This is a genomic window from Halomonas cupida, assembly GCF_900142755.1.
In the GTDB taxonomy this organism is placed as follows: Bacteria; Pseudomonadota; Gammaproteobacteria; order Pseudomonadales; family Halomonadaceae; genus Halomonas; species Halomonas cupida.
Genome location: NZ_FRCA01000003.1, coordinates 1 through 23,803 on the forward strand (window position 1 = coordinate 1; position 23,803 = coordinate 23,803).

A 23,803-nucleotide genomic window follows, 5' to 3' on the forward strand; every position below is an offset into this window, starting at 1 on the left:
ACCTGATCCCTTGCCGAACTCAGTAGTGAAACCGCTCAGCGCCGATGGTAGTGTGGGGTCTCCCCATGTGAGAGTAGGTCATCGTCAGGCATTTACATCGAGAAAACCCCGAGCCATAAGGCTCGGGGTTTTTTCATGTCCGGTGTCTGGTGATGGCCTGGCCTTTCCATGTGAGAGTAGGGTGACCAGCGCCCGGGCAAGATATATCTTGCCAGGTGGTCACGGGCACGGACTTGTCCGTGCACCGGCTCGCGCCCATTCATGGGCGCCGAGGCGTCAGGCATTTATTCAGAAGAACCCCGGTCATCGAGCGATGGTCGGGGTTTTTCGCCTTCTGGAGCAGGCCACGAGCGACGAGCACGCTACGCTCGGGCCGCGAGCAGTGCCGTGCCACCATGCTGCTCGAAGCTCGAAGCTCGAAGCTCGAAGCTCGAAGCTCGAAGCCCGCCCTGCAATCAATGAACCACAAATACATCAAGACATGGACCTTGCTGCCGATAGATAGATGGAAGGCGGGTGCATTTTTGCCCTGCGCTCCATTTTCCCGGATCTGGAACAAGGCCCATGACCATGTTTCTCGCAGTATCTTGCTGTTCTATCTCCATTGGAGGGCAAGAAGTACGGTTTCTCTCGTCGGCTATCCCCCATATCAAGCGTTCCCCTGCAGCGGTCGCGGATGATGGAGGTGGAGATGCGCTTTAAGTCATTGCGTACCTATGTCGCGTTGTTGGTTGGCTTTTGTATCCTCTCGGTGGTGGGAGCTCTGGTCGCCTACAGCACCTGGGCGGAGACTCGTTCACAGCAACTGGTGGCCGATCATACAGGGGAGCTTCTGCAGCAGGAGGCCGAGCAGAGGCTGAGGACACTGGCAGAGGCCAATGTTCGGCAGATTCGCCAATTGCTGGAAGAGCCGCTGGCAATTGCTCGTAACCTGGCCAGCATCAATGCCTTGATTGGGCAGAAGGATGAAGACGGACGGGTTCGCCTCGGGCTGAGCCGCGGTGAGATATCCAACCTGGTACGGGATACCGTTGTTCGTCATCCGAGTCTGCTGGATGCCTATATTGGCTGGGAGCCCAACGCCTTCGGTCAGGACCGGCTTTATGCCAGGCAAACGGAAAAGGGGTATGCCCCCAGCGGGCGCTTCACTCCCTGGTGGTACCGGACAACAGACGGGAACATCGACATCCTGCCTCTGGGTGACACCATCGAGTCTGCCGAGATCAACAGCAATGGTCTGCGTCAGGGAGAATATTACCTCTGCTCACGTGAGACCCTGTCCGCGTGCATCATTGATCCCAGTATCTATGACTATAACGGTGAGAAACTGCTGGTGACCTCCTTCAATGCCCCGATCCTGGTCGATGGTGAGTTCAGAGGAGTCGCAGGAGTGGATCTGACGGTCGACTTTCTTCAGGGAGTGCTGAGCAAGAGCAATGCTGGCCTGTACGACGGTATCGGTGATATGACACTGATCGCATCCCATGGGGTCGTGGTGGCATCCACTGAGCATCCCGATAGTCTGGGCAAACTGAGCGCGAACATTCTGGACGACGAGGTGCGTGAGCAGGTTCTGGCTGCTCAGTCAGGTGAGAGCCGCTATCACCTGGATGAAGCGACGCAGTCGTTCCAGCTCTACTATCCCTTTGTCGTTGGCGATGACATGCAGCAACACCCCTGGGTACTGACCATCTCACTACCAGAAAGCGCTGTTCTGGCTGGGTTGCACAGGCTTGCGGGCGAGTTGGATGCGCAACGACAACAGGACCTGTGGGGCATGCTGATGGTCGGTTCCATCATTGCAGCGTTGGGGCTGTGGGTGAGCTGGTGGGTGGGTGGCAGCATCGCCAGGCCGTTGCGCCATCTGGCCGAACGTATGCGGGAGATTGCTTCCGGTGACGGTGACCTGACTCAGCGCCTGCCGGTGGTGGGTCGCAATGAGTCTGCCCAGTTGGCAAGGGGCTTCAATTCCTTCGTCAGCAAGATCAATGAGGTTCTGCGAGAGGTGCGTGACAACAGTGAGTCAGTGCGCACAGCGGCAGCCGAGATAGCGATGGGTGGCCAGGACCTGTCGCAGCGCACCGAGAATGCTGCGGCGAGCCTGCAACAGACGTCGGTGTCCATGGAAGAAATCACCCAGACCATTCAGCACACGGCGGAGTCCACACAGAGTGCCAGCAGCCTGTCCCGGTCAGCCACGACCATTGCCCATGAGGGGAGCCAGTCGGTGGGGCGTGTGACGGAGAGCATTCAGGAACTGACCGAAGCCTCGAGGAAGGTCAGTGAGATCGTCACGGTCATTGATGGCATCGCCTTCCAGACCAATCTGCTGTCACTCAATGCATCCATCGAGGCGGCGCGTGCAGGAGAGCACGGGCGTGGCTTCGCCGTGGTTGCCGCGGAAGTGCGCCAACTGGCCAGTCGATCGATCGAAGCCGCCAACCAGATCAGAGAATTGATCGAAAGTGCACAGAGCCGCACCGACGAGAGCGCGGTGCAGGTCAGTCAGGCAGGACAGACCATGGGAGATATCGTGACAAGTATCACCAGAGTGTCTGATCTGCTTGGTGAAATATCCGTGGCAACGGATGAGCAGCGTGGCGGAATGGGCCAGATGAACGTCGCTGTGTCCGAGCTGGATCGTGTGACCCAGCAGAATGCTTCTCTGGTGGAAGAGTCCACTACCGCTGCCAGACAGCTTCAGCAGGCGGCGGATAGACTCGCCCACCTGGTCGGTGGTTTCACTCTCGAAACCAGCGACAGCGAGCGCCAGTATCAGGGCTTTCATTACGAGCCCGAGCGGCATGAGATGTCCATGGCATGACAGCGCCTGGTGATGTCGGACTGCTGACGTTGATCCGAGCCTGGCGCAGACAAAAAAATCCCCGGCCGCAGGCCGGGGAAGTAAACAGAGACTCATCAGGTCTACGATAACCCCAGGGTTCGATTGGCACCATCAGCGATATCCGAGATGACTGTAGGAGATCTGCTCGTCGTGAAGGGGTTGTTGTCTGTGCATCAACTCGTCTCCCTGTGTATCTGTCGGCTATCCTCGGGTGCCTCGTCACGCTGTTCGAGCCCGTAGTCACGGATCACTTGAGCAACCCTCAGCCGGTAGTTCGAGAAGACATTCTGGCGTCCTTGATGCTGCGCCGAGCGGTGCTGCTCGAGCCGGCGCCAGTGTTCGATCGCCTGTTCGTCGCGCCAGAACGATAGTGACAGCACTTTGCCGGGGTGTGTCAGGCTCTCGAAGCGTTCTATCGAGATGAATCCGTCAATTTCGTTGAGCAGTGGTTTCAGTTCAGCGGCAATGTCGAAATACTGCTGGCGACGTTGCTGATGAGGTTGAGCCTCGAAGATGACAGCAATCATGTGGCCTCCGTCTGGTTGCGGTGTTCGAATACCGGGATACGTGCGTTGGGTGAGGGCTTGTAGTGCCAGCGTAGCTGCGCCGGAGTCACCTGACCGGACTGCAGCAGTAGCTGCACTGTGGTGCCCGCAATGGTTGTGGCGAGTGTTTCGCCAGGACAGTGGTGGGAGCCTGCGCCGAAACTGAAGCAACGGCGACTCGGGCGCTCGAGTATGAAGCGCTCCCCTTCTTCATTGGCTTGACTGTCACGATTGGCGGAGGCCAGCAGCAGGATGATGCTGGCGTTGGCCGGCAGCTGTTGTCCCAGGACATCACTGTCCTCGGCCATGTAGCGTCGAGTGAGCTGTATCGGTGGGTCATGGCGCACGACTTCCGCTATCACTTCGCTCAATGTCACATGACGCTGGACCACGCGCTGCATCAGTGCCGGTCGAGAGGCCAGAGTTATCAATGTATTACCTACCAGCCCGGTGGTAGCCTCGAAAGTCTGTACCAGTAATCCTGCCAGGTTGGCTGCTGTTCTGGTTCGGTTATCGGGGCCGAATTCTGCGTTGGTGGCGGGCTGAATGTAGGCTGCCGGGCCATAAGGCGAGCTCAGGTGGTGCTCGAATCTCTGCAACAGCTCCTCGGCGGCGAGATGAGCACGATGCAGGGTTTCCACTTCCCCGACCTCGGCGCTGAAACCAGCGCTGAAGTCTGCGGTGAGCCGTGGCAGAAGCCGGGCTTCGTCCGGCCTGATCCCCAGCAGACGAGCAACGACGGTCACCGGTATCTGGAACATGATGTGATTCACATCCAGTGGCTGACTTTCTGTCATCAGCTGGGTAGCGACACGATGAGTCTCCTCACTGACATCTGCAGCCGTACAGCGCTGAATCGGCGCGGCCAGCATCTGTCTTGGACAGCGGTGAGCGTTGCCTTCGTTCATGCGCATCAAGCGCGAGAACAGCGTTGCCGCTGGCCCCTCTCCAAGAGCGAGAGGGACCGGGGAATCCAGCGGGCGAACTCGGCATCCAGGATGGTTGAGCAGGGTGGTCACAGCGCGTGCTGTGGATGCGACCCAGTGACGACTGGCTTGGTGGTATAGCAGGTCGCCCTGTTGTCGGAGCCTGGCGTACCAGGGGTAGGGGTTGGCAAGGGCTGGAGCGTCCAGAGGGTTCATCTGAGGATCCTTGACGATGGAGGGTGTAGCTCCTGGTATACTCAGTCTGTGACTTGCACACTTCGATGTGAGGCGAAATATGGATGCAATGGAATCCGCGGATATCGGCGTATCGAAAGTGGCGGCGGCCATCGCCGAGCCGGCTCGAACCAGAATGCTGTGCGCGTTGATGGACGGTCATGCCCGGACCAGTACTGAACTGGCGGTGATAGCCGAAGTCAGCCCTTCGACGGCGAGTGCTCACCTGGCCAGGCTCAAGTCACTGTCGCTGGTGCAGCTGCATGCTCAGGGACGGCATCGCTACTACTCACTGGCTGACCGCCGGGTGGCTGAAGCCCTCGAAGGCCTGATGGTCATCGGTCAGGATCTGCGTCCGCCGTTTACTCCCAATACCCCATCGCGTCTGCAGTTGGCGCGCACCTGTTATGACCACATGGCCGGGCGTGTCGCCGTGGACATTCATGATGCCGGTGTACGTCTGGGCTGGTGGGAGCTAAAGGGGAAGGAATACTGCCTCAGTGAGGCGGGCGAGAGGGGGCTGGGCGGGATGGGTATCGATGTTCAGGCTCTGCGTAGTGCCAGGCGGCGGTTTGCGTACCCCTGTCTGGACTGGAGCATGCGTCGCATGCACCTGGGTGGCGGCCTGGGAGCCGCGATCCTCGGCGTGGCAATCGAGCGTCAGTGGGTAAGGCGTGACCTCGACGGGAGAGCACTGAGCATCACGCGAGAAGGACGGCAGGCTTTCGCCCACCGGCTGGGATGCGATACACAGCAGTGGCAGTCGCTCTAGCGCAGCATCACTGATCCAGAGCTACCCTGGTAGCCAATGGCTTGCCTGTGGCAAAGGCCTCCAGGCTATCGAGGGTGGTATTGGCGATTTCCTGCAGGGCCTCACGGGTGAAGAAACCCTGATGTCCAGTGACCAGCACATTGGGGAAGCTGATCAGACGGGCGAAGACGTCATCCAGTTGAATGGTGTCGCGCAGGTCGCGGAAGAACAGGTCGGATTCCTGCTCATAGACATCCAGGCCCAGGTAGCCGAGTTTGCGGCTCTTGAGGGCGTCGATGCAGGCACGGGTATCGATCAGGGCGCCGCGGCTGGTGTTGATCAGCATGGCGCCATCCTTCATCTGCTTGAACTGTGCTTCACCGATCAGGTGGAAGGTGTCATCGCTCAACGGGCAGTGCAGCGAGATGATATCGCTTTCCGCCAGCAGCCGAGATAACTCGACCTGCTCGAAGTCTCCTTGCTGAGGCTGGGCATCGCTGACCAGCACCCGACAGCCGAAACCCGCGAGAATCCTGGCCAGGGCGTGGCCTATCTGGCCACAGCCCACGATGCCGGCAGTCTTGCCATGCAGGTTGAAGCCCAGCAGACCATTGAGATCGAAGTTGTCCTCACGCACGCGGTTGTAGGCCTTGTGGGTTCGGCGATTCAGAGTAAGGATCAAGGCCAGACAGTGCTCGGCCACTGCTTCAGGGCTGTAGGATGGCACGCGACAGACCTGAATGCCCAGGCGGCGTGCGGCATTCAGATCGACGTTGTTGAATCCTGCGCAACGCAATGCCACAAGACGTACACCGACCACCGACAGTCGCTCCAGCACGGTGCGGTCGAGCTCATCGTTGACGAAAACACAGACGGCATCCAGCCCCTGACACAGGGTGACGGTTCGAGCGTTCAGCGCCTGCTCGAAGTGAGTGATGCTGACGTCATCGCGAGCCTGTCCGGGAAAGAAGGCGCGCTCGTATTCCTGCGAACTGAAGAACCCCACCTTGATCATGACTGCTGCCCTGTGACTGGGTTGAGAAATCCACTGTAGATCATGGCCGACCCTCCGCCCATGAGCTGGGTCAGGGGGCTGTCTCGTAGAGCTCGATGGGGGTGCCATCCGGGTCGCTGAAGAAGGTGAAACGGGCCCCAGTGAACTCGTCGATGCGAATCGGTTCCGGCTCGACACCGCGTGATATCAACTGCTCAACGCAGCTATCCAGTTGTGTGGTCGCCAGGGCCAGGTGGCGTAACCCACAGGCCTCGGGGTAGCTGGGGCGGGGTGGCGGCGCAGGAAAGGAAAACAGCTCCAGCTGTATTCCTCCGGGCAGTTCCAGGTCGAGTTTGTAGCTGTCGCGCTCCTCGCGGTATACCTCGCCGAGAACACGGGCGCCGAGAATATCGATATAGAAGTGCCGAGCGCGTGGATAGTCGGCAGTGATCAGGGCAACATGATGGACGCCGGACAGGGGCAGGGGGGCGGTCATATCTACTCCAGTGTTTCTGCCGCCAAGGGCATCGAGAGCCCTCGGCGGTGAAGTCGCGCTCAGGGCAGCAGCTCTGTCAGTACTTCGATCAGGCTATCCATCTCGTCATCGGTGCCGATGGTGATGCGCAGGTAGTCACGTAATGCCTCGGTATTGAAGTGACGCACCAGAATTCCTCGTTCCCGCAGGTCGACAAACAGCTGGGCAACATCCTGCTCGGGATGAGTAGCGAGCAGGAAGTTGGTCTGGGATGGCAATACCTTGAAGCCCAGCTCGGTCAGCCGTAGGCGAGCGCGTTCGCGGGTGGCCATCACCGCTTCCCGGGTGGCATCGAAGTAGTCGCTGTCCTCCAGCGCGGCAATGCCGATGGCACTGGCGAGAGCGTCCACGGGGTAGGAGTTGAATGAGTCCTTGACCCGGACCATGCCTTCGATGAGCTCCGGAGAGCCAACGGCATAGCCGAGACGCAGCCCTGCCAGGCTACGCGACTTGGAGAAGGTGCCGGTGACCAGCAGGTTGGGATAGTGCTCAACCAGTGGCACGGCACTTTCACCACCGAAGTCGACATAGGCTTCATCAACCAGCACTACGCGGTCAGTCACCTTGTCGAGCAGGGCGGCAATGGCCTCGCGACCATGCCCGAGGCCTGTCGGTGCATTGGGGTTGGCAAAGACTACGCCTCCACTGTCCGCACTCAGAGCGTCGAGATCGACCTGCCAGTGTTCATCGAGCGGATGGATCCGACTTTCGATGCCGTACATGCGGCAGTAGACCGGATAGAAGCTGTAGGAAATATCCGGAATTGCCAGCGGCTTCTGCTGACGAAAGAACGCCTGAAAGGCCAGCGCCAGAACTTCATCGGAACCATTGCCGACAAACACGTTCTCGGCGCTGGTGCCCAGGGTCTGTGCAAGCGTCTGGCGAAGTGCCATGGAAGTCGGGTCGGGGTAGAGACGGAGATGGTCGGCACTGAACTCACGCAGTACCTTCTCGACACCAGGCGCGGGAGGATAGGGGTTCTCGTTGGTGTTCAGCTTGATCAGCCGCTCACGAGGCTGCTCGCCTGGTACATAGGGCGTCAGCTCCCGTACGGCGGGACTCCACAACTTGCTCATGGGCACTCGCTTGCAAGGGAATAGAGGGAAAGACTGTCTATCGGCATGGTGACGCGAGCAGCAGCGCGGCGCAAGTCATCGGCATGTTAGGCTCTCCGAATCCTCGGGCCTGAATACCCCCTGAACCCTGAATAGCATAGTGAGTGCTTGATGATCGCCAAGATTCTCGCCACCCTGCTGCCGGTTTTCCTGATCTCCGGTGCTGGTACCCTTTACGGCTATTTTCGCCGACCGGATATCCGTAGTCTCAACACCCTCAACATGGAACTGTTCGTGCCCATGCTGGTGTTCGCGGTGCTCGCCGATGGAGAGGCGCCGTTGGCGGACTACGGTTTGCTGGCGTTGTCGGGGGCGATCATTGTGCTGGGGTCGGGGTTGCTGGTGTGGCCAGTGGTCAAGTGGCTGAGGCTCGAGCCGAAGACCTTTGTGCCGCCGATGATGTTCAACAACTCCGGCAACATGGGCATCCCGCTGTTGATCCTTGCTTTCGGTGAGCAGGCGCTGCCGGCGGCCATTGTGCTGTTCATCGCCGAAATGCTGCTGCATTTCTCGCTGGGGGTGAAGATGCTGAGTCCGCATACTCCGCTGTGGCGACTGTTTCGCATGCCGATGATGCTGGCCAGCTTTGCAGGTCTGATCGTCAACATCTGCAATATCCCGCTGCCGGCCTGGTTGCTGGAGGCGCTGCATATGCTGGGTGGCGTCTGTATCCCATTGCTGTTGTTTGCACTTGGGGTGAGGATGCTCGATATTGATTTCGGCGACTGGAAAACCGGGTTGCTTGGCGCTGTACTCTGCCCCTTGTCGGGACTGGTGCTGGCCTGGCCGCTGATTGTAGTGTTTGATCTGCAGGGGCTCCAGGCGGCGTCTCTCTGGGTATTTGCGGCCCTGCCGCCGGCGGTGCTCAACTATCTGGTGGCTGAGCAATATCGACAACAGCCGCAGTCGGTGGCGTCGCTGGTGTTGATCGGTAATCTGGGGAGTCTATTGGTCATGCCGGTGGTGTTGGGGCTGGTTTTTGCACATGTAATGCCGTCAGTTGGTTGATACGGGGCTGGGCGCGAGCCGACAGGAAGGTTATGCTGTTCGCCAGGCTGCCGTAATGCACGGCTCCATGCTTAATGGTTAGGAGGACTCTTATGCAACTCAGGACTTTGCTGGCTGGATCGGCCATGCTTGCCCTTTTGGCCGGTTGTGCGTCGGGCCCGAGCGATACGGCCAGCACTGGTGAGGCCATGGAATCCAGTGCCGTGACCTACAAGGGAACGCTGCCGTGCCGTAACTGTGACGGAATCGATCTGACTGTTGTCATGGAAGGTGAAGAGCAGAGCGCTGCTACCGATCGTTCTTTCGATCTGTCCGCGGCCTATCGCAATCACCCGCAGAACCCGCCCACCGAAACTTATTCCGGTAATTGGGAAGTGCTCAATGGCACGGCGGATAACCCCAGTGCCACGGTTTATGAGCTGACACCGAACGGTGAAGGCCAGACCTACTACTTCCTGCGTCTCGACCCGCAGACTCTGGAACTGATCGACCCACAGCGTCGTCGCTTCCAGAACAACAGCATGTTGCAGTTGACTCGCCAGCAGTAATTTTCTCTGGCGCAGTCGAACAGGGCGGCCTTCGGGCCGCCCTTTCTCGTATGACCTCATTGATGAGAGTGTCGATCCTTGAGGCGCTCCAGCTGTTTGCGCTCCGCCATCAACACCGACCCAGGGAGGTGGGTGTATACCGCGACTACCGCAGGCCGGGAACAGACAAGGCCTGGCTGGGAACTTCGTGGGCATTATCCGGGGGCTGCATTGGAGCCTGCCCGTCGAGCGTGTAGGCTTGGGGCGATTCGGTGAGGCGGGAAAACCGGGATGATCCCCCAGTGGTGAAATACCCTCCCGCTGGCCCTTGACCCACCGTGGAATCACCATCTTCAACAGCCCGGGAGAAATGTGTCCATGGCCAAGGCCAGGAATGCCTTTGTGTGTACCGAGTGCGGTGCGGAATATCGCAAGTGGCAGGGGCAGTGCACCAGTTGCCAGGAGTGGAACACCCTGAGCGAGGTGCGGTTGTCGGGGGCCTCGCATGGCGCAGCCACGGCGGCAGCGCGTGGCGGCTACAGCGGTAGCCTGTCGCGTGAAGTGATCGACCTCGCCAGCGTCGACCTGGCTGAAGTACCACGTCTATCGTCGACCTTTGCCGAGTTTGACCGTGTGCTCGGCGGCGGCCTGGTACCCGGTTCCGCGGTTCTACTCGGCGGGAATCCTGGTGCCGGCAAGTCGACCCTGTTGCTGCAGACCGCCTGCAAGCTGGCTCAGCAACGCCGGGTGTTGTATGTCACCGGCGAGGAATCACTGTCTCAGGTGGCGATGCGGGCCCATCGACTGCAGCTACCGACCCAGGGGCTCAAGATGCTGGCCGAGACCAGTGTCGAGACGATTCTGGCCATCGCCGAGCGTGAACGCCCCGAGATCCTGGTCATCGACTCCATCCAGACCATGCATCTGGAGGACATCTCCTCGGCTCCCGGTGGTGTGGCTCAGGTGCGTGAATCCGCGGCCGCGTTGACTCGCTTTGCCAAGCAGAGCAATACGGTGTTGTTGTTGGTCGGCCATGTCACCAAGGATGGTAGTCTCGCTGGCCCCAAGGTACTTGAGCACATGATCGACGCTTCGCTGTTGCTCGAGGGGGGAGCCGACTCGCGCTTTCGTACCCTGCGTGGCCAGAAGAACCGCTTCGGGGCCGTCAATGAACTGGGCGTTTTCGCCATGCTCGAGCATGGCATGAAGGAAGTGAAGAACCCCAGTGCCATCTTTCTGTCGCGCCAACAGGAACAGGCGCCGGGCAGTCTGGTGATGGTGGTCTGGGAAGGCACACGGCCGATTCTGGTGGAAGTCCAGGCGCTGCTCGATGAGTCGGCGCTGGGCAACCCCCGTAGGGTGGCGGTGGGACTGGATGCCAACCGGCTATCGATGCTGCTTGCCGTTCTGCACCGTCACGGTGGGCTGTTTACCGGGGATCAGGATGTCTTCCTGAACGTCGTTGGCGGCGTCAAGGTGCTCGAGACCAGTGCCGATCTGGCGGTATTGCTGGCGGTTGTTTCCAGCTTGCAGAGTCGTCCGCTGGCACGCGAGCTGGTGGTATTCGGCGAGGTCGGCCTATCCGGTGAGATCCGTCCGGTGCCGAGCGGCCAGGAGCGCATCATCGAGGCGGCAAAACATGGCTTTACCCGAGCCATCGTGCCACGCGGCAACGTGCCCAGAAACACACCCGACGGCATGGAAGTGGTGCCGGTGGACAAGCTGGCGGATGCACTGGAAGTCCTCTAGGACTCCGGTAGATCGCGCTGGTGTAGAATAGCGGCAATTACCTCAAGGAGATTTCGATGAGCGCCATCCGACTGACCCAGTACAGCCATGGCGCCGGCTGTGGCTGCAAGATTGCTCCCGATGTTCTCGACAGCATTCTCGCCAAGGCCGGCCCCGGAGCCAGCCATTCCAGCTTGATCGTGGGCAATCAGGGCCGTGAGGATGCTGCGGTATTCGATCTTGGCGATGGTCGAGGCATGATCTCGACCACTGATTTCTTCATGCCGATTGTCGATGATCCCTTCGATTTCGGGCGTATCGCCGCGACCAACGCCATCAGCGATGTCTATGCCATGGGTGGCGATCCGGTCATGGCACTGGCCATTCTCGGCTGGCCACTGGACAAGCTGGGACCCGAAATCGCCGGTGATGTGGTGGCAGGAGCTCAGGCCGTCTGCCGTGAGCTGGGGCTGGCACTGGCCGGAGGGCATTCCATTGATGCTCCTGAGCCGATCTTCGGGCTGTCGGTCAATGGTCTGGTCGAGCTCAAGCACCTCAAGCTCAACAAGGGTGCTCAACCGGGTGACCTGTTGTATCTGACCAAGCCACTGGGTGTTGGCATGCTGACCACTGCCGAGAAGCAGGGGCTGCTGGAGGCCGGCCATCAGGGGCTTGCGCGCGAGACCATGTTGGTCTCCAACCGTATTGGCACGGCACTGGCCAGGGTTGAAGGTGTACATGCCATGACCGATGTCACTGGCTTCGGCCTTGCCGGCCATCTCAGCGAGGTCTGTGCCGCCAGCGGGGTGGCGGCGCGAATCGATTTCCGCCGTCTGCCGCGGCTGGCCGAGGCCGAGGCCTACCGTCGTCAGGGCGCAGTACCGGGCGGCTCGCGCCGCAATCGTCAGGCACTGGGAGCGACACTGCCGAACATGGATGATGTGCATTGGCAGTGGCTGTGTGATCCACAGACGTCCGGTGGTCTGCTGGTTTCGGTGCATCCTTCCTGGCAGGATGATGTCGAGCGCGTCGGGCGCGAGCATGGCATCGAGCTGGCCCCCTTCGGTGAAGTGATCAAGGCTGACGGCGAGGCGCTCATCGAGGTGCATGGATGAGTCTGCCGCTGGTTGCCCCGGATCTTTCGTTATTGAGTGAAGGGCGTACGCTGATTGATGTCCGTGCCCCGGTGGAATTTGATCAGGGCAGTCTGCCGGGGGCGATCAATCTGCCGCTGATGGAGAACGAGGAGCGTCGTCAGGTCGGCATTGCCTACAAGGAGCACGGCCAGCAGGCGGCGATCCAGTTGGGTGAGTCGCTGGTCTCCGGAGAGATCAAGGCGGCGCGGATCGAGGCCTGGCGTCAACAGCTGGATGCCACTCCTGATGCGATCATCTACTGCTTTCGCGGCGGTTTGCGCTCACAGATTGCTCAGCGATGGCTGCTGGAGAGCGGTATTGAGCGCCCCCGCATCGAGGGCGGTTGGAAGGCCATGCGTCAGGGCCTGCTGGCGCGTATCGATGAGGCGGCCAGCCAGCCGCTGCTGATCGTGGGCGGCTTGACCGGCTGCGCCAAGACGTCACTGGTGCAGGCCCTGGATGGTGGCCTCGATCTCGAGGGTTGTGCCCGCCACAAGGGCTCGGCATTCGGTCGCCACCCACTGATGGCGCCGTCGCAGATCGATTTCGAGCACGACATGGGACTGCGCCTGCTGTCGTTGCCGGGGCCGCTGGTGGTCGAGGATGAATCCCGTCAGATCGGCAGCGCCAATGTGCCGCTGGAGTTCTGGCGGGCGATGGAGCGTGCACCGCGGGTCCGAGTGGAAATGCCATTGGACTGGCGCCTGCAGCAGATCCACAAGGATTATATCGATGACCTCTGGGCCATCTATCGACAGCAGTTCGGTGACTGGCTCGGTTGGTCCCTGATGCGCAAGCAACTGACCAGTGCCCTGGCGCGCCTGCGCAAGCGTCTCGGTAGTGAGCGGTTGGCACGCCTGCAGCGCCTTCAGCAACTGGCCTTCCGAGAGCACGAGCGTGGCAATCGCCAGGCGCACGAAGCCTGGCTGGGACCGTTGCTGACCGAGTACTACGACCCCATGTATCGCTACCAGCTCGAGAAGCACGCCGAGCGACGCTTCCTGCATGTCGGTGACTGGGACAGTTGTCTAGAGGCCGCACGTCAATGGAGCGAGCAGCAGGGCGCTGCCTGACGTCTGTCAGGCAGCATCCCGGCTACGCAGCCACTGGCTGAGCACACGATCGAGCAGCGGAGCGAGTTCGTCCACATGCTGGGCCTGTTCGAGGATGGCCTCGCGTGACTGCACCCGCGAGTCGTCCCTGGCATTGCCCTGGGGCGTTGGCACGGCCTGAACCTGATCGGCAAGACTCTGGTGATGGTGGTGCAGCTGGCAGGCCAGACCGACCACGCGCCCGGCATCCCAGGCAAAGCCCAGTAATGGACTGGCTTCGCTGCCACCCAGCGGCAAGGCGTCCTCGGGCAGACCGAACACGTTGCGATGCCAGAGCAGGGCAGTGAAGTCATCGGGCAGATCAAAGGGACTGTTGCTGGCCAACTGGATATGCTGCCAACCTACCTCAGCGGTGGTGCCCGGACCGACTGGTGCGCCGAGTAGTTCGGCAATGCGCAGTGCTCCAGCGCCGATGCCCAGCACAGGCTTGCGACCATCCAGCAAGTGATCGATCAACTTGCGTTCAGCGCGCAACCAGCTGCGATCATCGCTATCCTCATGGTCATCGAGCACGATCAGCGCATCGCAGTCGCTGGAACGTGGGACCAGTTCGCCGTCGTAGAGGTGGAATATGGTGAAGCTGTGACCCATGCTGGTCAGCCAGTCAGCTATGCGTGCAGGGCCCTGGTGAGGTTGATGCTGAAGCAGATGAAGATGCATGAGGGCCTCGCGTATCGAGTGAGGCGGTGAAGGTCACCGGCCTCCAGAAAAATTGCTGCATTAGCGAACAATGCATACGAAAAGAGTACATGAAGACGCTTGTCCGAGAACAGATCCTGACCATCATTGCGGCGATTCCTGCAGGGCGTGTCACCAGTTATGGTCGCATTGCCGCCATGACCGACGGCGCCAGTGCCAGGCAGGTGGCGCGGGCCCTGCGCGATCTGCCTGAGGGGCATGAGCTGCCCTGGTTCCGTGTCGTCAGTGCATCGCGCAAGCTTGCCGATCACGGTGGGGCCGATGAGCAGCGCCGGCGGCTGATTGATGAAGGGATCGCCTTCGATCAGCGCGGCCGTATCGCGGCGGAGCGTTTCTGGCCCTGATGGTTGGGGAATGTTGCTGCTCCCTGCCTTTCTCTCTCCCTTGTTGAATACGTTGAATACAGGATTTTTCATGACCAGAGCCAAGCCCGGGGCCGAGCCTCACGGTGTTGATGAAAGGCACGACGAGGGCCTTCCCGAACGCGGTTTCCATGAACGCATGCAGGCGTTGTCTGTGCCAAGGCAGCAGGCCTTCATGGCGGCGTTGACCGAGCGCATGCTGCCCAACTATGGGCTGTACAGCGACACCACCGGGCACGGCGATCCTGCCGGGATACGGGCCATTCTCGATCTGGTGTGGGAGCAGTTGCTGGTGAAGGGCGCGAAGATCGACTTCGAGCGTCAGGTGGAAAAGCTTGCCGAGCTGGAACCTCCGGCAGAAGACGACAGTTTCGGAGCGCGCCGGGCGACGGACGCGGTGGTGGCAATCTCGGCGATACTCGACACTCTGCGTGGCGATGCGCCGGAAGCCGTACTGGAAGTCAGCCGAGTCTCTCGGGCAGCGGTCCGCGCCTTCATCGAGCTGACTGAAGGAGAGGAAGACGGCGCCGTGCTGGCGAAAATGGTCAAGCAGCACCCGCTGATGGAAGACGAAAATGACTTCCAGGATGCCGTGCTGGAAGGCGCCGAGGGGGATTTCGAGCGCGACGATATCAAGGCACTGCGTAGGCTGGGCCGCAACGGCGGCGTCAGTAACCTCGGGTTGACGCTGGATTGAGCTGGCAGTGGTGGTGGGGAATCGGGTCTTGAGAGTGCCTACTCTCCGCCGCCACCACTGAAGCTGCTGTTGGCAGGTTCGGGCTGGTAGGGCCCGGTTTTGAGCAGGCACAGGTCATGGCTAGAAACGCACGCCTCCCGTCACCATCAATCCAGCGGTACCGAACAGGATCAGGTCCGATTCCACGCGCCCCCACTGCATGCCGATACTGGGCAGAACGGCCGGGGCGATTCCCGAGTGGTTGAAGGGAATCTTGTCGCGATACTCATCCTTGTACCCGCGCAGCAGACCACCGGTCAGCTTGGCTCGGACGACGGTGTTCTCGGTAGGTTTCCAGAGCGGAAACTCACGACCGGCGTACCAGTACCAAGTGGGCTGATTGAAGGAGTTCCTGAACCATGCCGCCCCTGCCAGCCAGCGTTGAGGATTGTGGAACTCGACACTGATCAGGTTCTGCTGATTGGTATGTTCGGGGTCGCGATCATAGTGGCGGGTGTAGAGACTGGTCTGGACCAGCACATGATCAAGCTTTGCGGCCGGCGGCCATGAGGAGGCTTCCTCGGCGCTGACAGGAAATCCTGTCAGCGCAGCGATGGCGAAGATGGTCGCTTTCCAGGGAAATGGCATAAATGTCCTGTTGGCGAGACGGCCCGTCAGAGGCGCATCTCGATACCGCGTTCAGCCATGTAACGTTTGGCTTCCGGAATGGTGTACTCAGCGAAGTGGAAGATGCTGGCTGCCAGTACCGCATCGGCGTGGCCCTCCGTGATGCCTTCCACCAGGTGGTCGAGGTTGCCGACGCCCCCCGAGGCGATCACCGGTACGCTGACGGCATCACTGATGGCGCGAGTGACGCCGAGGTCGAATCCCGACTTGGTGCCATCACGGTCCATGCTGGTCAACAAGAGCTCTCCGGCACCGTAGTCGACCATTCGGCATGCCCATTCCACTGCGTCCAGCCCGGTGGCGCGACGACCGCCGTGAGTAAATATCTCCCAGCGTGGTGTCTCACCCTCCTGACTGACCTGCTTGGCGTCGATGGCCACCACAATGCACTGGCTGCCGAAGCGCTCGGCGGCTTCGCGCACGAAGTCAGGATTGGTCACCGCAGCGGTATTGATCGACACCTTGTCGGCGCCTGCATTGAGCATGGTGCGAATGTCATCACAGCAGCGGATACCGCCACCGACGGTCAGTGGAATGAACACCTCTCCGGCAATACGTTCGACCATTTCCACCGTGGTATCACGATCCTCGTGACTGGCGGTGATATCGAGGAAGGTGATCTCGTCAGCGCCCTGCAGGTTATAGCGCTGGGCGATTTCGACGGGATCACCGGCATCACGGATGCCGACGAAATTCACGCCCTTGACGACGCGACCTGCGTCGACATCGAGGCACGGGATGATGCGCTTGGATAGAGCCATGGTATCCCCCGGGTTACTGCTGTTGAGTCAGCTCGTCGCACAGACGCTGGGCTTCGGCCACGTCGAGACTGCCTTCATAGATGGCGCGGCCGGTAATGGCGCCGAGAATACCCGGTTCTCCGGCGGCCACCAGGGCGCGCAGATCATCGAGGTTGGTGACGCCACCGGAGGCAATCACCGGCAGGCCCCCTTCGCGGGCCAGCTCGGCGGTGGCCTCGACGTTGACGCCATTCATCATGCCGTCACGGGCGATATCGGTGTAGACGATGCTGGACACCCCGTCATCGGCAAAGCGCTTGGCCAGATCCACTGCGAGCAGGTCGGACACCTCGGCCCAGCCATCGGTGGCCACCCGACCTGAGTGCGCATCGAGACCAACAATCACGTGTCCGGGAAAGGCGCGGCACATCTCGGTGACGAATTGCGGCTCCTTGACGGCCTGAGTGCCGATGATTACATGGGAAACACCGGCCTTGAGGTAGTGCTCGATGGTTTCGGCACTGCGGATGCCACCACCGATCTGGATCGGCAGGTCAGGGTACTGACGAGCGATGGCCGTGACTGCCTCACCGTTGATCGGACGGCCCTCGAAGGCGCCGTTCAGGTCGACCAGGTGCAGGCGTCGCGCGCCAGCCTCGACCCAGCGTGCGGCCATGGCGACAGGGTCATCACCGTAGGTGGTGGCGTCATCCATGCGGCCTTGCTTGAGGCGGACGCACTTGCCGTCCTTGAGATCGATGGCGGGAATTACCAGCATGTTGTGTCCTCGGGCTCAGTGGCGTGCTCAAGATGAACATTGCCCTGATTATGATAATCGTTGTGTAACTTGTATGGCGGCGCTGACTTGTCAGGCAACCCCATGGCCGCTCAAGGTGTCCAGCGTACGAAGTTCTCGAGCAGGCGCAGGCCGGCACGGGAACTCTTTTCGGGGTGGAACTGCACGGCAAAGGTTGCCTCACGCCCCGTGGCAACATGTGCGCTGACTGTGCCGTAGTCGGTAGTACCAAAGACATGAGCCTGTTGCGCGGCGGCCACGTAATAGCTGTGCACGAAGTAGAAGTGCTCATCCTGATCGATCCCATCCCACAGAGGGTGAGACTGGGGCTGATGGACCAGGTTCCAACCCATGTGCGGTACTTTCAGGCGAGCGTCCCCGTCGCGCATGTCGGCGGGGAAGCGCTTGACCTGGCCGGGCAGAAAACCGAGGCAGTCGATACCACCGTTCTCGTCGCTGCGATCCAGAAGCATCTGCTGGCCGACACAGATACCGAGCAGTGGCTTGGACTGCTCATCAAGCAGCTCACGTACCAGGCCGATCAGTTCGGTGCGCTCCAGCTCTCCCATGCAATCGCGCATGGCGCCCTGTCCCGGCAGCACCAGGCGTGTGGCTCCGAGAATCGAGCGAGCGTCACGGGTGATCATCACGTTTTCATGGGTCACGTGCTCGAGGGCCTTGGCCACGGAATGCAGGTTGCCCATCCCGTAGTCGATGACGGCGATGGTCATGGAATGCTCCTTCTATCTCGGGCAGCGCTGTTGGCTATGCGCTGCAGGGAAATGTCTGCACCATGTTTCACGATGTAGCAAATAGCCTCATGGCGTGGAAAATGGCTTCATGGCGTGGCAAGCGCCTGACTCCGGCGTTACAGACTACCCTTGGTGGAAGGCATCCTTCCGGCCATACGCGGATCCTCGGCGGCGGCCATGCGCAGAGCGCGACCAAAGGCCTTGAAGATGGTCTCGGCCTGATGGTGGGCATTGAATCCCTTGAGGTTGTCGATGTGCAGGGTCACACGAGCATGATTGACGAACCCCTGAAAGAATTCCCAGAACAATTGAGTGTCAAACCGACCAATGGTGGCACGAGTGAACTCGACATTCATCGACAATCCCGGACGCCCGGAAAAATCCAGGACCACGCGGGACAGAGCCTCATCCAACGGAACGTAGGCATGACCGTAACGCACGATACCACTCTTGTCGCCGATGGCCTTGTCGAAGGCCTGGCCAAGTGTGATACCGAGGTCCTCGACAGTGTGGTGGTCGTCGATGTGAAGGTCGCCGTTGACCTTGAGGTCGAGGTCGATCATGCCGTGGCGAGCGACCTGGTCGAGCATATGATCGAGGAAGGGGACGCCAGTTTCGCCATTGAGGCGGCCTTCTCCGTCGAGATTCAGGGTGACGGTGATCTGGGTCTCGCTGGTGTCACGGCTGACCGTGGCAATACGCTCGGACATGTCGTCTCCTGCGCCTTGGCGCATGTCGAAGTGGGACCGGGGGTCTGTGTTCGTGGGACCTGAGGTCTGTGTTGTCATTGGCTGAGTAAAACACGCAAGGCATCCATTATAGAGAATCGACGCCCCCATTCGCTACAATGCGGCCATTCATGCGGTTCTGGACCGCGACGATTCTCGAGGCAGGCGGTAGCCTGTCACATCATTCCGCAATCGTCAGGGAGAGCGCCAATGCCGGTAACCCTCTATCGTGTTGATCAGGATCGCTGGGATGCCGATGAGCAGGTGCGTATCGACCTGACCCGCATCTACGGCGATGCTCCCGACGAGCGCATAAAGGCGCCGCCGGGCACTTATATCCTGACTCATCTCAGTCAAGGCTTCTTCTGGGCGGCACGATTCAACGACCGTTTGCTCGGTGCTGTGGCAGTATCACCGGATGAACAAGGCTGGCGCCTGTTCGATCTGTGTGTGCGCAAGACTACCCGTCGGCGCGGTGTTGGCTCACGCCTGTTGGCGCTGGTCAGTGCCGAGGCCGGTCAGCTCGGGCTGGAGCTGCGGGTGCGGGCATCGCAGCTGGAACTCGCGGATCAGGTGTTGCTGCAGCGACTGGGCTATTGTCTGACCCGTGATGGCGACTACTTCCAACTCGACCTGTCGACAACAGGAGACAGCGGTCAATGAAACGTCTTGTAAGAACCTTGCTGGCTGTAATTGGTGTGCTGGCCCTCGTGATGGTGGGGGCGGTGGTTTATGTCACCACCTTCTTCAACCCGGAGGATCTCAAGCCAAGGCTGGTTGAAGTGGTCAAGGAACATACTGGTCTCGAGTTGGCGCTGGACGGCGACCTGTCCTGGTCCTTCTATCCGCGCATCGGGGTCAGCGTGGCCGAAGCCGAGGCCTGGTTGCCGCAGCAACCCGATGGCTCGGTACCCTTCGCATCCTTCGGTCACGCCTCGGTCAGTCTCGCTTTTGCGCCGTTGCTCAAGGGGCAGATCGCCATCGATGGCCTGACGCTGGATGGCCTGTCGCTGAACCTGGTACGCAATGAGCAAGGTGAGGGCAACTGGGAAGCCTTGATCGAGCGCCTCGAAGGCAAGGGAACCGACGCCGAGAAGGCGTTGGCACCCGCCAGTGCCGGCCCCAACCCGGATGACGGCGGAGGACTGTCGGTGGCGCTGAATATCGCCAATGTCACAGTGGACAACGGCACACTGCGCCTGCTGGATCATCAGGCTGAACAGGAGTGGCTGGCCGAGTCGCTTGCCGTATCCGGCAGCAACGTCAACCCGACCACCGCTTTCCCACTGTCCGCAACCTTCTCCCTGAAGCGTTTTGATCAACTGGAAGGTGATCGCATCACCGCGCTGCAGAGCGATGTCAAATTCAACAGCGAAATACAGCTGGGTCTGGCGGATGAGCGCCATGTGCTGAACAAGCTGGCACTCGAGACCAATACCCTGGTGGCGGGCTCCAGTGAACGTCAGCAAGCGACGCTGAACAGTGATCAAATGGTGCTGGATCTTGGCCAGCAGCGTCTGCACATGGCGCCCAGCACTCTTGGTGTCAGCCTGATCGACCCTCGCCTTGGCGATGAACGACTGCCTTTGTCACTGGATTTCGAGCTGGAGTCGGACCTGGCTGCCGGTACTGCACAACTGCGCGATATCGCCTTGACTGGCCCGCACAGCCTGTCACTCAAGGGTAACCTCAACTTCCGCGAGCTGGCGACAGCGCCGCAATACAGTGGCCAGATGCGCCTTGATCCCATGTCGCTGCGGCCCTGGCTTGACCGCCTGGGTGCATTGCCGACCATGGCCGAAGAGAACTCGTTGTCCGAAGTCTCTCTGACCACTCCGGTCAAGGGGGATCTCGAGCAGGCCAGTTTCGAGGGGCTGACGCTGGTGCTCGATGACAGCACCTTTACCGGCAATGCCGGGGCGCGCTTCGATGGCAGCCGCGTCGATCTCGATCTCGAGGGTGATATGCTCAACCTCGACCAGTACCTGCCACCAGAAGATGTCGAGAACAACACGGCGTCACTGCCGGGTATCGCTGCTGCCGTTGCTCAGGAAGAGGCACCGGCCCTGCTTCCGGCCAGCTGGCTGGCCCAGCTTGAGGAGACGGTGGCGCTCAGCTTGAGCCAACTGACGATCGGGGGGCAGAACTTCCAGGATGTCAGCCTTGGCATGCAGGGCGAGAACGGCAAGCATCAGTTGACCGGCTTCGATGCTGGCTTCCATGAAGGACGGCTGCAGGCTACCGGGCAGCTGGATGCCAGCACCTCGCCACTGGAATGGCAACTGGCACCTAAGGTACAGGACGTGCGCCTCGACTCGCTGCTGGTCTCGCTGGGAGAGGACCCTGCCCCGATGGCTGGTGCGCTCCAGGCCGAAGGTCAGTTGACCTCGCAGGGCAATAATCGCGAGGCGCTACTGAACAACCTCAATGGCACCATCGATGCTGAGGTCGAGGACGGTAGCCTTCCCGGCAACAATATCTCCGAGCAACTGTGTTCGGTCGTGGCTCGTTTCGAGGAGGAGGAGATGAGCCGTGACTGGGCCGAGGACACCCGATTCGAAGAGGTCAGCGGCACCTTCGAGATCCGTGATGGTGTGGCCCACAACGAAGATCTGTTGATTACCGTGCCGGGGATCGAGATGACCGGTGAGGGGCATCTGGAGTTGATGACTCGGGCCTTCGAAGCCACCGGTGCGGCACGTTTCCTGGATACCGCTGACGCTGCCTGCAAGGTCAACCCGCGTCTGCAGCGCGTGGCCTTTCCGGCGCGTTGTGAGGGGACTCTGGGGTCCGACAGCAGTGAGTGGTGCTCCTTTGATTTGCGAGCCTTCAGCCGCAGTCTGGGAGAGCTGGCGCAGGATGAAGCGCGCGATGAGCTGCGCGAGGAATTGGATGAACGCGTAGACGAGGAACTCGAGAATCTCGGCGATCACATCGGAGAGGATGCCGGCAGGGAACTTCGTGACGCTGTCCGTGGTCTATTCAACTGAGCATCAAGTAAGCCAGTCCCTGCGCCGACCGCCGTGTCGGCGCTTTTTTATGCACATCATTCGGTATCTGGCCAATAAGTAATTGATAATGAAGAAATTTGACCCTGACGCAATGACAGCAGCTGTGCCGGTCCTGGAGCGAGAAACCTTCGCCAGTAGACTGCTGACCTGGTATGACCAGCATGGTCGTCATGACCTTCCCTGGCAGCAGGATCGCACCCCTTACCGAGTGTGGGTCTCGGAAATCATGCTGCAGCAGACCCAGGTGACGACCGTGATTCCCTACTTCGAGCGATTCATGGCGCGTTTTCCCGATGTGGCGAGCCTGGCAGAGGCCTCTCAGGATGAGGTTCTGCACTTGTGGACCGGGCTCGGTTACTACGCCCGAGGGAGGAATCTGCATAAGGCTGCTCAGGTGGTCATGGCGGAGCATGATGGCCGCTTCCCCGTCGACAGCCTCGAGGCGATGGCGCAGCTTCCTGGCATCGGGCGCTCCACGGCTGGCGCCATCATCGCCCAGAGCACTGGTCAGCGAGCCGTGATCCTGGATGGCAACGTCAAGCGCGTGCTGACCCGCCTGCAGGCGGTTGAAGGCTGGCCGGGACGCCCGGCAGTGGAACGCGAACTCTGGCAACTGGCCGAGCACTACACGCCACATGACCGGGTGGTCGACTTTACTCAGGCGATGATGGATCTGGGTGCCACGCTGTGCCGCCGTGGACAGCCGGATTGCCCTCGCTGCCCGTTTCATGACGTTTGCCTGGCCCATGCCAGCGGAGAGCAGCGCCGCTTTCCGGAGTCCAAACCAAAGAAGACCACACCGCTGCGCACGACTCGCATGTTGTTGCTGCGCGATGCCGGTGGACGTGTCCTGCTTGAACTGCGACCATCCACGGGACTCTGGGGAGGACTGTGGAGCCTGCCTCAGTTCGACAATGACCAGGACCTGGGGCGCTGGCTGGACGAGCATGCACCGGCTGCCGAGCGCGGTACGCCCCAGACCAGCTTCACCCATGTCTTCAGCCACTTTCGTCTCGAGATCACACCGGTCCCGGCCAGCGTCGAGCACATGGACAGCGTATCCGAGGGCTGGCGCTGGTATGACCCGCAAACACCGGATTCCGTCGGCCTGGCCGCGCCGGTGAAGAAACTGCTGCAGACATTGTCACCCTTTACTCTGAGTCCGCCTGCCGGACCCTGACCCAATCAATCGCTGAGGAGGCTGTAATGAGCCAGACCGTATTCTGCCGCAAGTATCAGAAGGACATGGATGCCTTGCCGTTCCCGCCGCTGCCCGGCAAGAAGGGCCAGGAGATCCAGGCAACGGTGTCTCGCCAGGCATGGGAGGAGTGGCAGGCACTGCAGACCCGACTGATCAACGAGAAGCACCTCAATATGCTCGATCCCGCATCTCGGGAGTATCTGATGGAGCAGATGGAGCGGTTCCTCGACAATGAGAGCACCGATCAGGCAGAAGGGTATGTACCCCGCGATCAGTAGCCGGGATAGGTCGTCACTGCAGCGCCATCTTTTTGAAAGAAAAAGGGTTGACGGAAAATAGTTTCTACGGTTTAATACGTCGCGTTGGCAAGGGGCCAGATAGCTCAGTTGGTAGAGCAGGGGATTGAAAATCCCCGTGTCGGCGGTTCGATTCCGTCTCTGGCCACCAACTCTGCTGGGGTATAGCCAAGTGGTAAGGCACCGGTTTTTGGTATCGGCATTCGGAGGTTCGAGTCCTCCTACCCCAGCCACGCCAACACTTATTTTCAGTGCGCTGCGCAAGCAGCCACTATGCAGCAAGTGATCTAGAAGTTAGTCAGAGCCGACATAGCTCAGTTGGTAGAGCAACTGACTTGTAATCAGTAGGTCCCGGGTTCGACTCCTGGTGTCGGCACCATCTACTGGATGGTTGAAAAT

24 protein-coding genes, 3 tRNA genes and 1 rRNA gene are annotated in these 23,803 nt (G+C 60.4%); 17 read left to right on the top strand and 11 right to left on the bottom strand.

Annotation, left to right across the window (positions count from 1 at the left end):
• Positions 1-90 (top strand): 5S ribosomal RNA (rrf, locus tag BUE38_RS06340); the annotation flags it as partial.
• Between the two features lie 601 nt (positions 91-691).
• The gene (locus BUE38_RS06345; RefSeq protein WP_073434215.1) at positions 692-2,824 is read left to right on the top strand and encodes a methyl-accepting chemotaxis protein; all 2,133 of its coding nucleotides are present in this window, start codon (positions 692-694) and stop codon (positions 2,822-2,824) included.
• A gap of 194 nt (positions 2,825-3,018) precedes the next feature.
• Here BUE38_RS06345 and BUE38_RS06350 read toward each other — a convergent pair whose 3' ends face one another.
• Both BUE38_RS06350 and BUE38_RS06355 read right to left on the bottom strand, forming a co-directional pair.
• On the bottom strand, positions 3,019-3,372 hold the full coding sequence (locus BUE38_RS06350) for an antibiotic biosynthesis monooxygenase family protein (RefSeq protein ID WP_073434216.1): 354 nt from the start codon (positions 3,370-3,372) through the stop codon (positions 3,019-3,021).
• Complete coding sequence (locus tag BUE38_RS06355; RefSeq protein WP_073434217.1) at positions 3,369-4,532, bottom strand: cytochrome P450; 1,164 nt, start codon at positions 4,530-4,532, stop codon at positions 3,369-3,371. The genes BUE38_RS06350 and BUE38_RS06355 overlap by 4 nt, the downstream gene beginning before the upstream one ends.
• A gap of 79 nt (positions 4,533-4,611) precedes the next feature.
• Between BUE38_RS06355 and BUE38_RS06360 the strand changes: the two genes are divergently transcribed.
• Positions 4,612-5,322: an ArsR/SmtB family transcription factor gene (locus BUE38_RS06360; protein WP_073434218.1), complete on the top strand. Its 711-nt coding sequence runs from the start codon at positions 4,612-4,614 to the stop codon at positions 5,320-5,322.
• Positions 5,323-5,329: 7 nt separating this feature from the next.
• Here BUE38_RS06360 and BUE38_RS06365 read toward each other — a convergent pair whose 3' ends face one another.
• The 3 genes from BUE38_RS06365 to hisC all read right to left on the bottom strand — a co-directional run bounded on the left by BUE38_RS06365 (position 5,330) and on the right by hisC (position 7,906).
• Positions 5,330-6,316 carry a 2-hydroxyacid dehydrogenase gene (locus tag BUE38_RS06365; RefSeq protein WP_200802153.1) on the bottom strand — a complete coding sequence of 329 codons (987 nt, stop codon included), beginning with the start codon at positions 6,314-6,316 and terminating at the stop codon, positions 5,330-5,332.
• A 70-nt stretch (positions 6,317-6,386) separates the two neighbouring features.
• Positions 6,387-6,791: an SMU1112c/YaeR family gloxylase I-like metalloprotein gene (gloA2, locus tag BUE38_RS06370; RefSeq protein WP_073434219.1), complete on the bottom strand. Its 405-nt coding sequence runs from the start codon at positions 6,789-6,791 to the stop codon at positions 6,387-6,389.
• A 59-nt stretch (positions 6,792-6,850) separates the two neighbouring features.
• On the bottom strand, positions 6,851-7,906 hold the full coding sequence (gene hisC, locus BUE38_RS06375) for a histidinol-phosphate transaminase (protein ID WP_073434220.1): 1,056 nt from the start codon (positions 7,904-7,906) through the stop codon (positions 6,851-6,853).
• Positions 7,907-8,056: 150 nt separating this feature from the next.
• On the opposite strand from hisC, the gene BUE38_RS06380 reads away from it, so the two are divergent.
• The 5 genes from BUE38_RS06380 (at position 8,057) to mnmH (ending at position 13,417) form a co-directional block, all read left to right on the top strand.
• Positions 8,057-8,953 carry an AEC family transporter gene (locus BUE38_RS06380; RefSeq protein WP_073434221.1) on the top strand — a complete coding sequence of 299 codons (897 nt, stop codon included), beginning with the start codon at positions 8,057-8,059 and terminating at the stop codon, positions 8,951-8,953.
• 92 nt (positions 8,954-9,045) lie between these two features.
• Complete coding sequence (locus BUE38_RS06385; protein WP_073434222.1) at positions 9,046-9,501, top strand: copper resistance protein NlpE N-terminal domain-containing protein; 456 nt, start codon at positions 9,046-9,048, stop codon at positions 9,499-9,501.
• Between the two features lie 357 nt (positions 9,502-9,858).
• A complete protein-coding gene (radA, locus tag BUE38_RS06390) occupies positions 9,859-11,229 on the top strand; it encodes a DNA repair protein RadA (RefSeq protein ID WP_073434223.1) in 1,371 nt (456 codons plus the stop codon).
• A 56-nt stretch (positions 11,230-11,285) separates the two neighbouring features.
• The gene (gene selD / locus BUE38_RS06395; RefSeq protein ID WP_073434224.1) at positions 11,286-12,323 is read left to right on the top strand and encodes a selenide, water dikinase SelD; all 1,038 of its coding nucleotides are present in this window, start codon (positions 11,286-11,288) and stop codon (positions 12,321-12,323) included.
• On the top strand, positions 12,320-13,417 hold the full coding sequence (gene mnmH, locus BUE38_RS06400; protein WP_073434225.1) for a tRNA 2-selenouridine(34) synthase MnmH: 1,098 nt from the start codon (positions 12,320-12,322) through the stop codon (positions 13,415-13,417). Before selD ends, mnmH begins: the two co-directional genes overlap by 4 nt.
• A gap of 6 nt (positions 13,418-13,423) precedes the next feature.
• Here mnmH and BUE38_RS06405 read toward each other — a convergent pair whose 3' ends face one another.
• Complete coding sequence (locus BUE38_RS06405) at positions 13,424-14,116, bottom strand: type 1 glutamine amidotransferase (RefSeq protein ID WP_073434226.1); 693 nt, start codon at positions 14,114-14,116, stop codon at positions 13,424-13,426.
• Positions 14,117-14,205: 89 nt separating this feature from the next.
• On the opposite strand from BUE38_RS06405, the gene BUE38_RS06410 reads away from it, so the two are divergent.
• Positions 14,206-14,499, top strand: a complete 294-nt coding sequence (locus BUE38_RS06410) for an MGMT family protein (protein WP_073434227.1) — start codon at positions 14,206-14,208, stop codon at positions 14,497-14,499.
• Between the two features lie 157 nt (positions 14,500-14,656).
• Positions 14,657-15,214, top strand: coding sequence for a YjaG family protein (locus BUE38_RS06415; RefSeq protein ID WP_073434604.1), 558 nt, complete (start codon positions 14,657-14,659; stop codon positions 15,212-15,214).
• A 120-nt stretch (positions 15,215-15,334) separates the two neighbouring features.
• Here BUE38_RS06415 and BUE38_RS06420 read toward each other — a convergent pair whose 3' ends face one another.
• From BUE38_RS06420 to hisB, 5 genes are all read right to left on the bottom strand, one after another.
• Positions 15,335-15,841: a hypothetical protein gene (locus tag BUE38_RS06420; RefSeq protein WP_073434228.1), complete on the bottom strand. Its 507-nt coding sequence runs from the start codon at positions 15,839-15,841 to the stop codon at positions 15,335-15,337.
• Between the two features lie 26 nt (positions 15,842-15,867).
• The gene (gene hisF, locus BUE38_RS06425) at positions 15,868-16,641 is read right to left on the bottom strand and encodes an imidazole glycerol phosphate synthase subunit HisF (RefSeq protein ID WP_073434229.1); all 774 of its coding nucleotides are present in this window, start codon (positions 16,639-16,641) and stop codon (positions 15,868-15,870) included.
• A 13-nt stretch (positions 16,642-16,654) separates the two neighbouring features.
• On the bottom strand, positions 16,655-17,398 hold the full coding sequence (gene hisA / locus BUE38_RS06430; RefSeq protein WP_073434230.1) for a 1-(5-phosphoribosyl)-5-[(5-phosphoribosylamino)methylideneamino]imidazole-4-carboxamide isomerase: 744 nt from the start codon (positions 17,396-17,398) through the stop codon (positions 16,655-16,657).
• Positions 17,399-17,508: 110 nt separating this feature from the next.
• Positions 17,509-18,147 carry an imidazole glycerol phosphate synthase subunit HisH gene (hisH, locus tag BUE38_RS06435; protein ID WP_073434231.1) on the bottom strand — a complete coding sequence of 213 codons (639 nt, stop codon included), beginning with the start codon at positions 18,145-18,147 and terminating at the stop codon, positions 17,509-17,511.
• 137 nt (positions 18,148-18,284) lie between these two features.
• Positions 18,285-18,878: an imidazoleglycerol-phosphate dehydratase HisB gene (gene hisB, locus BUE38_RS06440; protein WP_073434232.1), complete on the bottom strand. Its 594-nt coding sequence runs from the start codon at positions 18,876-18,878 to the stop codon at positions 18,285-18,287.
• 228 nt (positions 18,879-19,106) lie between these two features.
• Between hisB and BUE38_RS06445 the strand changes: the two genes are divergently transcribed.
• From BUE38_RS06445 to BUE38_RS06475, 7 genes are all read left to right on the top strand, one after another.
• The gene (locus BUE38_RS06445; protein ID WP_073434233.1) at positions 19,107-19,559 is read left to right on the top strand and encodes an acetyl-CoA sensor PanZ family protein; all 453 of its coding nucleotides are present in this window, start codon (positions 19,107-19,109) and stop codon (positions 19,557-19,559) included.
• Complete coding sequence (locus BUE38_RS06450) at positions 19,556-21,886, top strand: AsmA family protein (protein ID WP_073434234.1); 2,331 nt, start codon at positions 19,556-19,558, stop codon at positions 21,884-21,886. The genes BUE38_RS06445 and BUE38_RS06450 overlap by 4 nt, the downstream gene beginning before the upstream one ends.
• Before the next feature lie 112 nt (positions 21,887-21,998).
• Entirely contained in the window at positions 21,999-23,087 is a 1,089-nt protein-coding gene (gene mutY, locus BUE38_RS06455) for an A/G-specific adenine glycosylase (RefSeq protein WP_073434235.1), read from the top strand.
• A gap of 26 nt (positions 23,088-23,113) precedes the next feature.
• Positions 23,114-23,386, top strand: a complete 273-nt coding sequence (locus BUE38_RS06460; RefSeq protein ID WP_073434236.1) for an oxidative damage protection protein — start codon at positions 23,114-23,116, stop codon at positions 23,384-23,386.
• A 93-nt stretch (positions 23,387-23,479) separates the two neighbouring features.
• Positions 23,480-23,555: transfer RNA gene (locus tag BUE38_RS06465), tRNA-Phe, on the top strand.
• Between the two features lie 7 nt (positions 23,556-23,562).
• Positions 23,563-23,637, top strand: a tRNA-Gln gene (locus BUE38_RS06470).
• A gap of 70 nt (positions 23,638-23,707) precedes the next feature.
• Positions 23,708-23,783: transfer RNA gene (locus BUE38_RS06475), tRNA-Thr, on the top strand.
• The last annotated feature ends 20 nt before the right edge of the window (positions 23,784-23,803 follow it).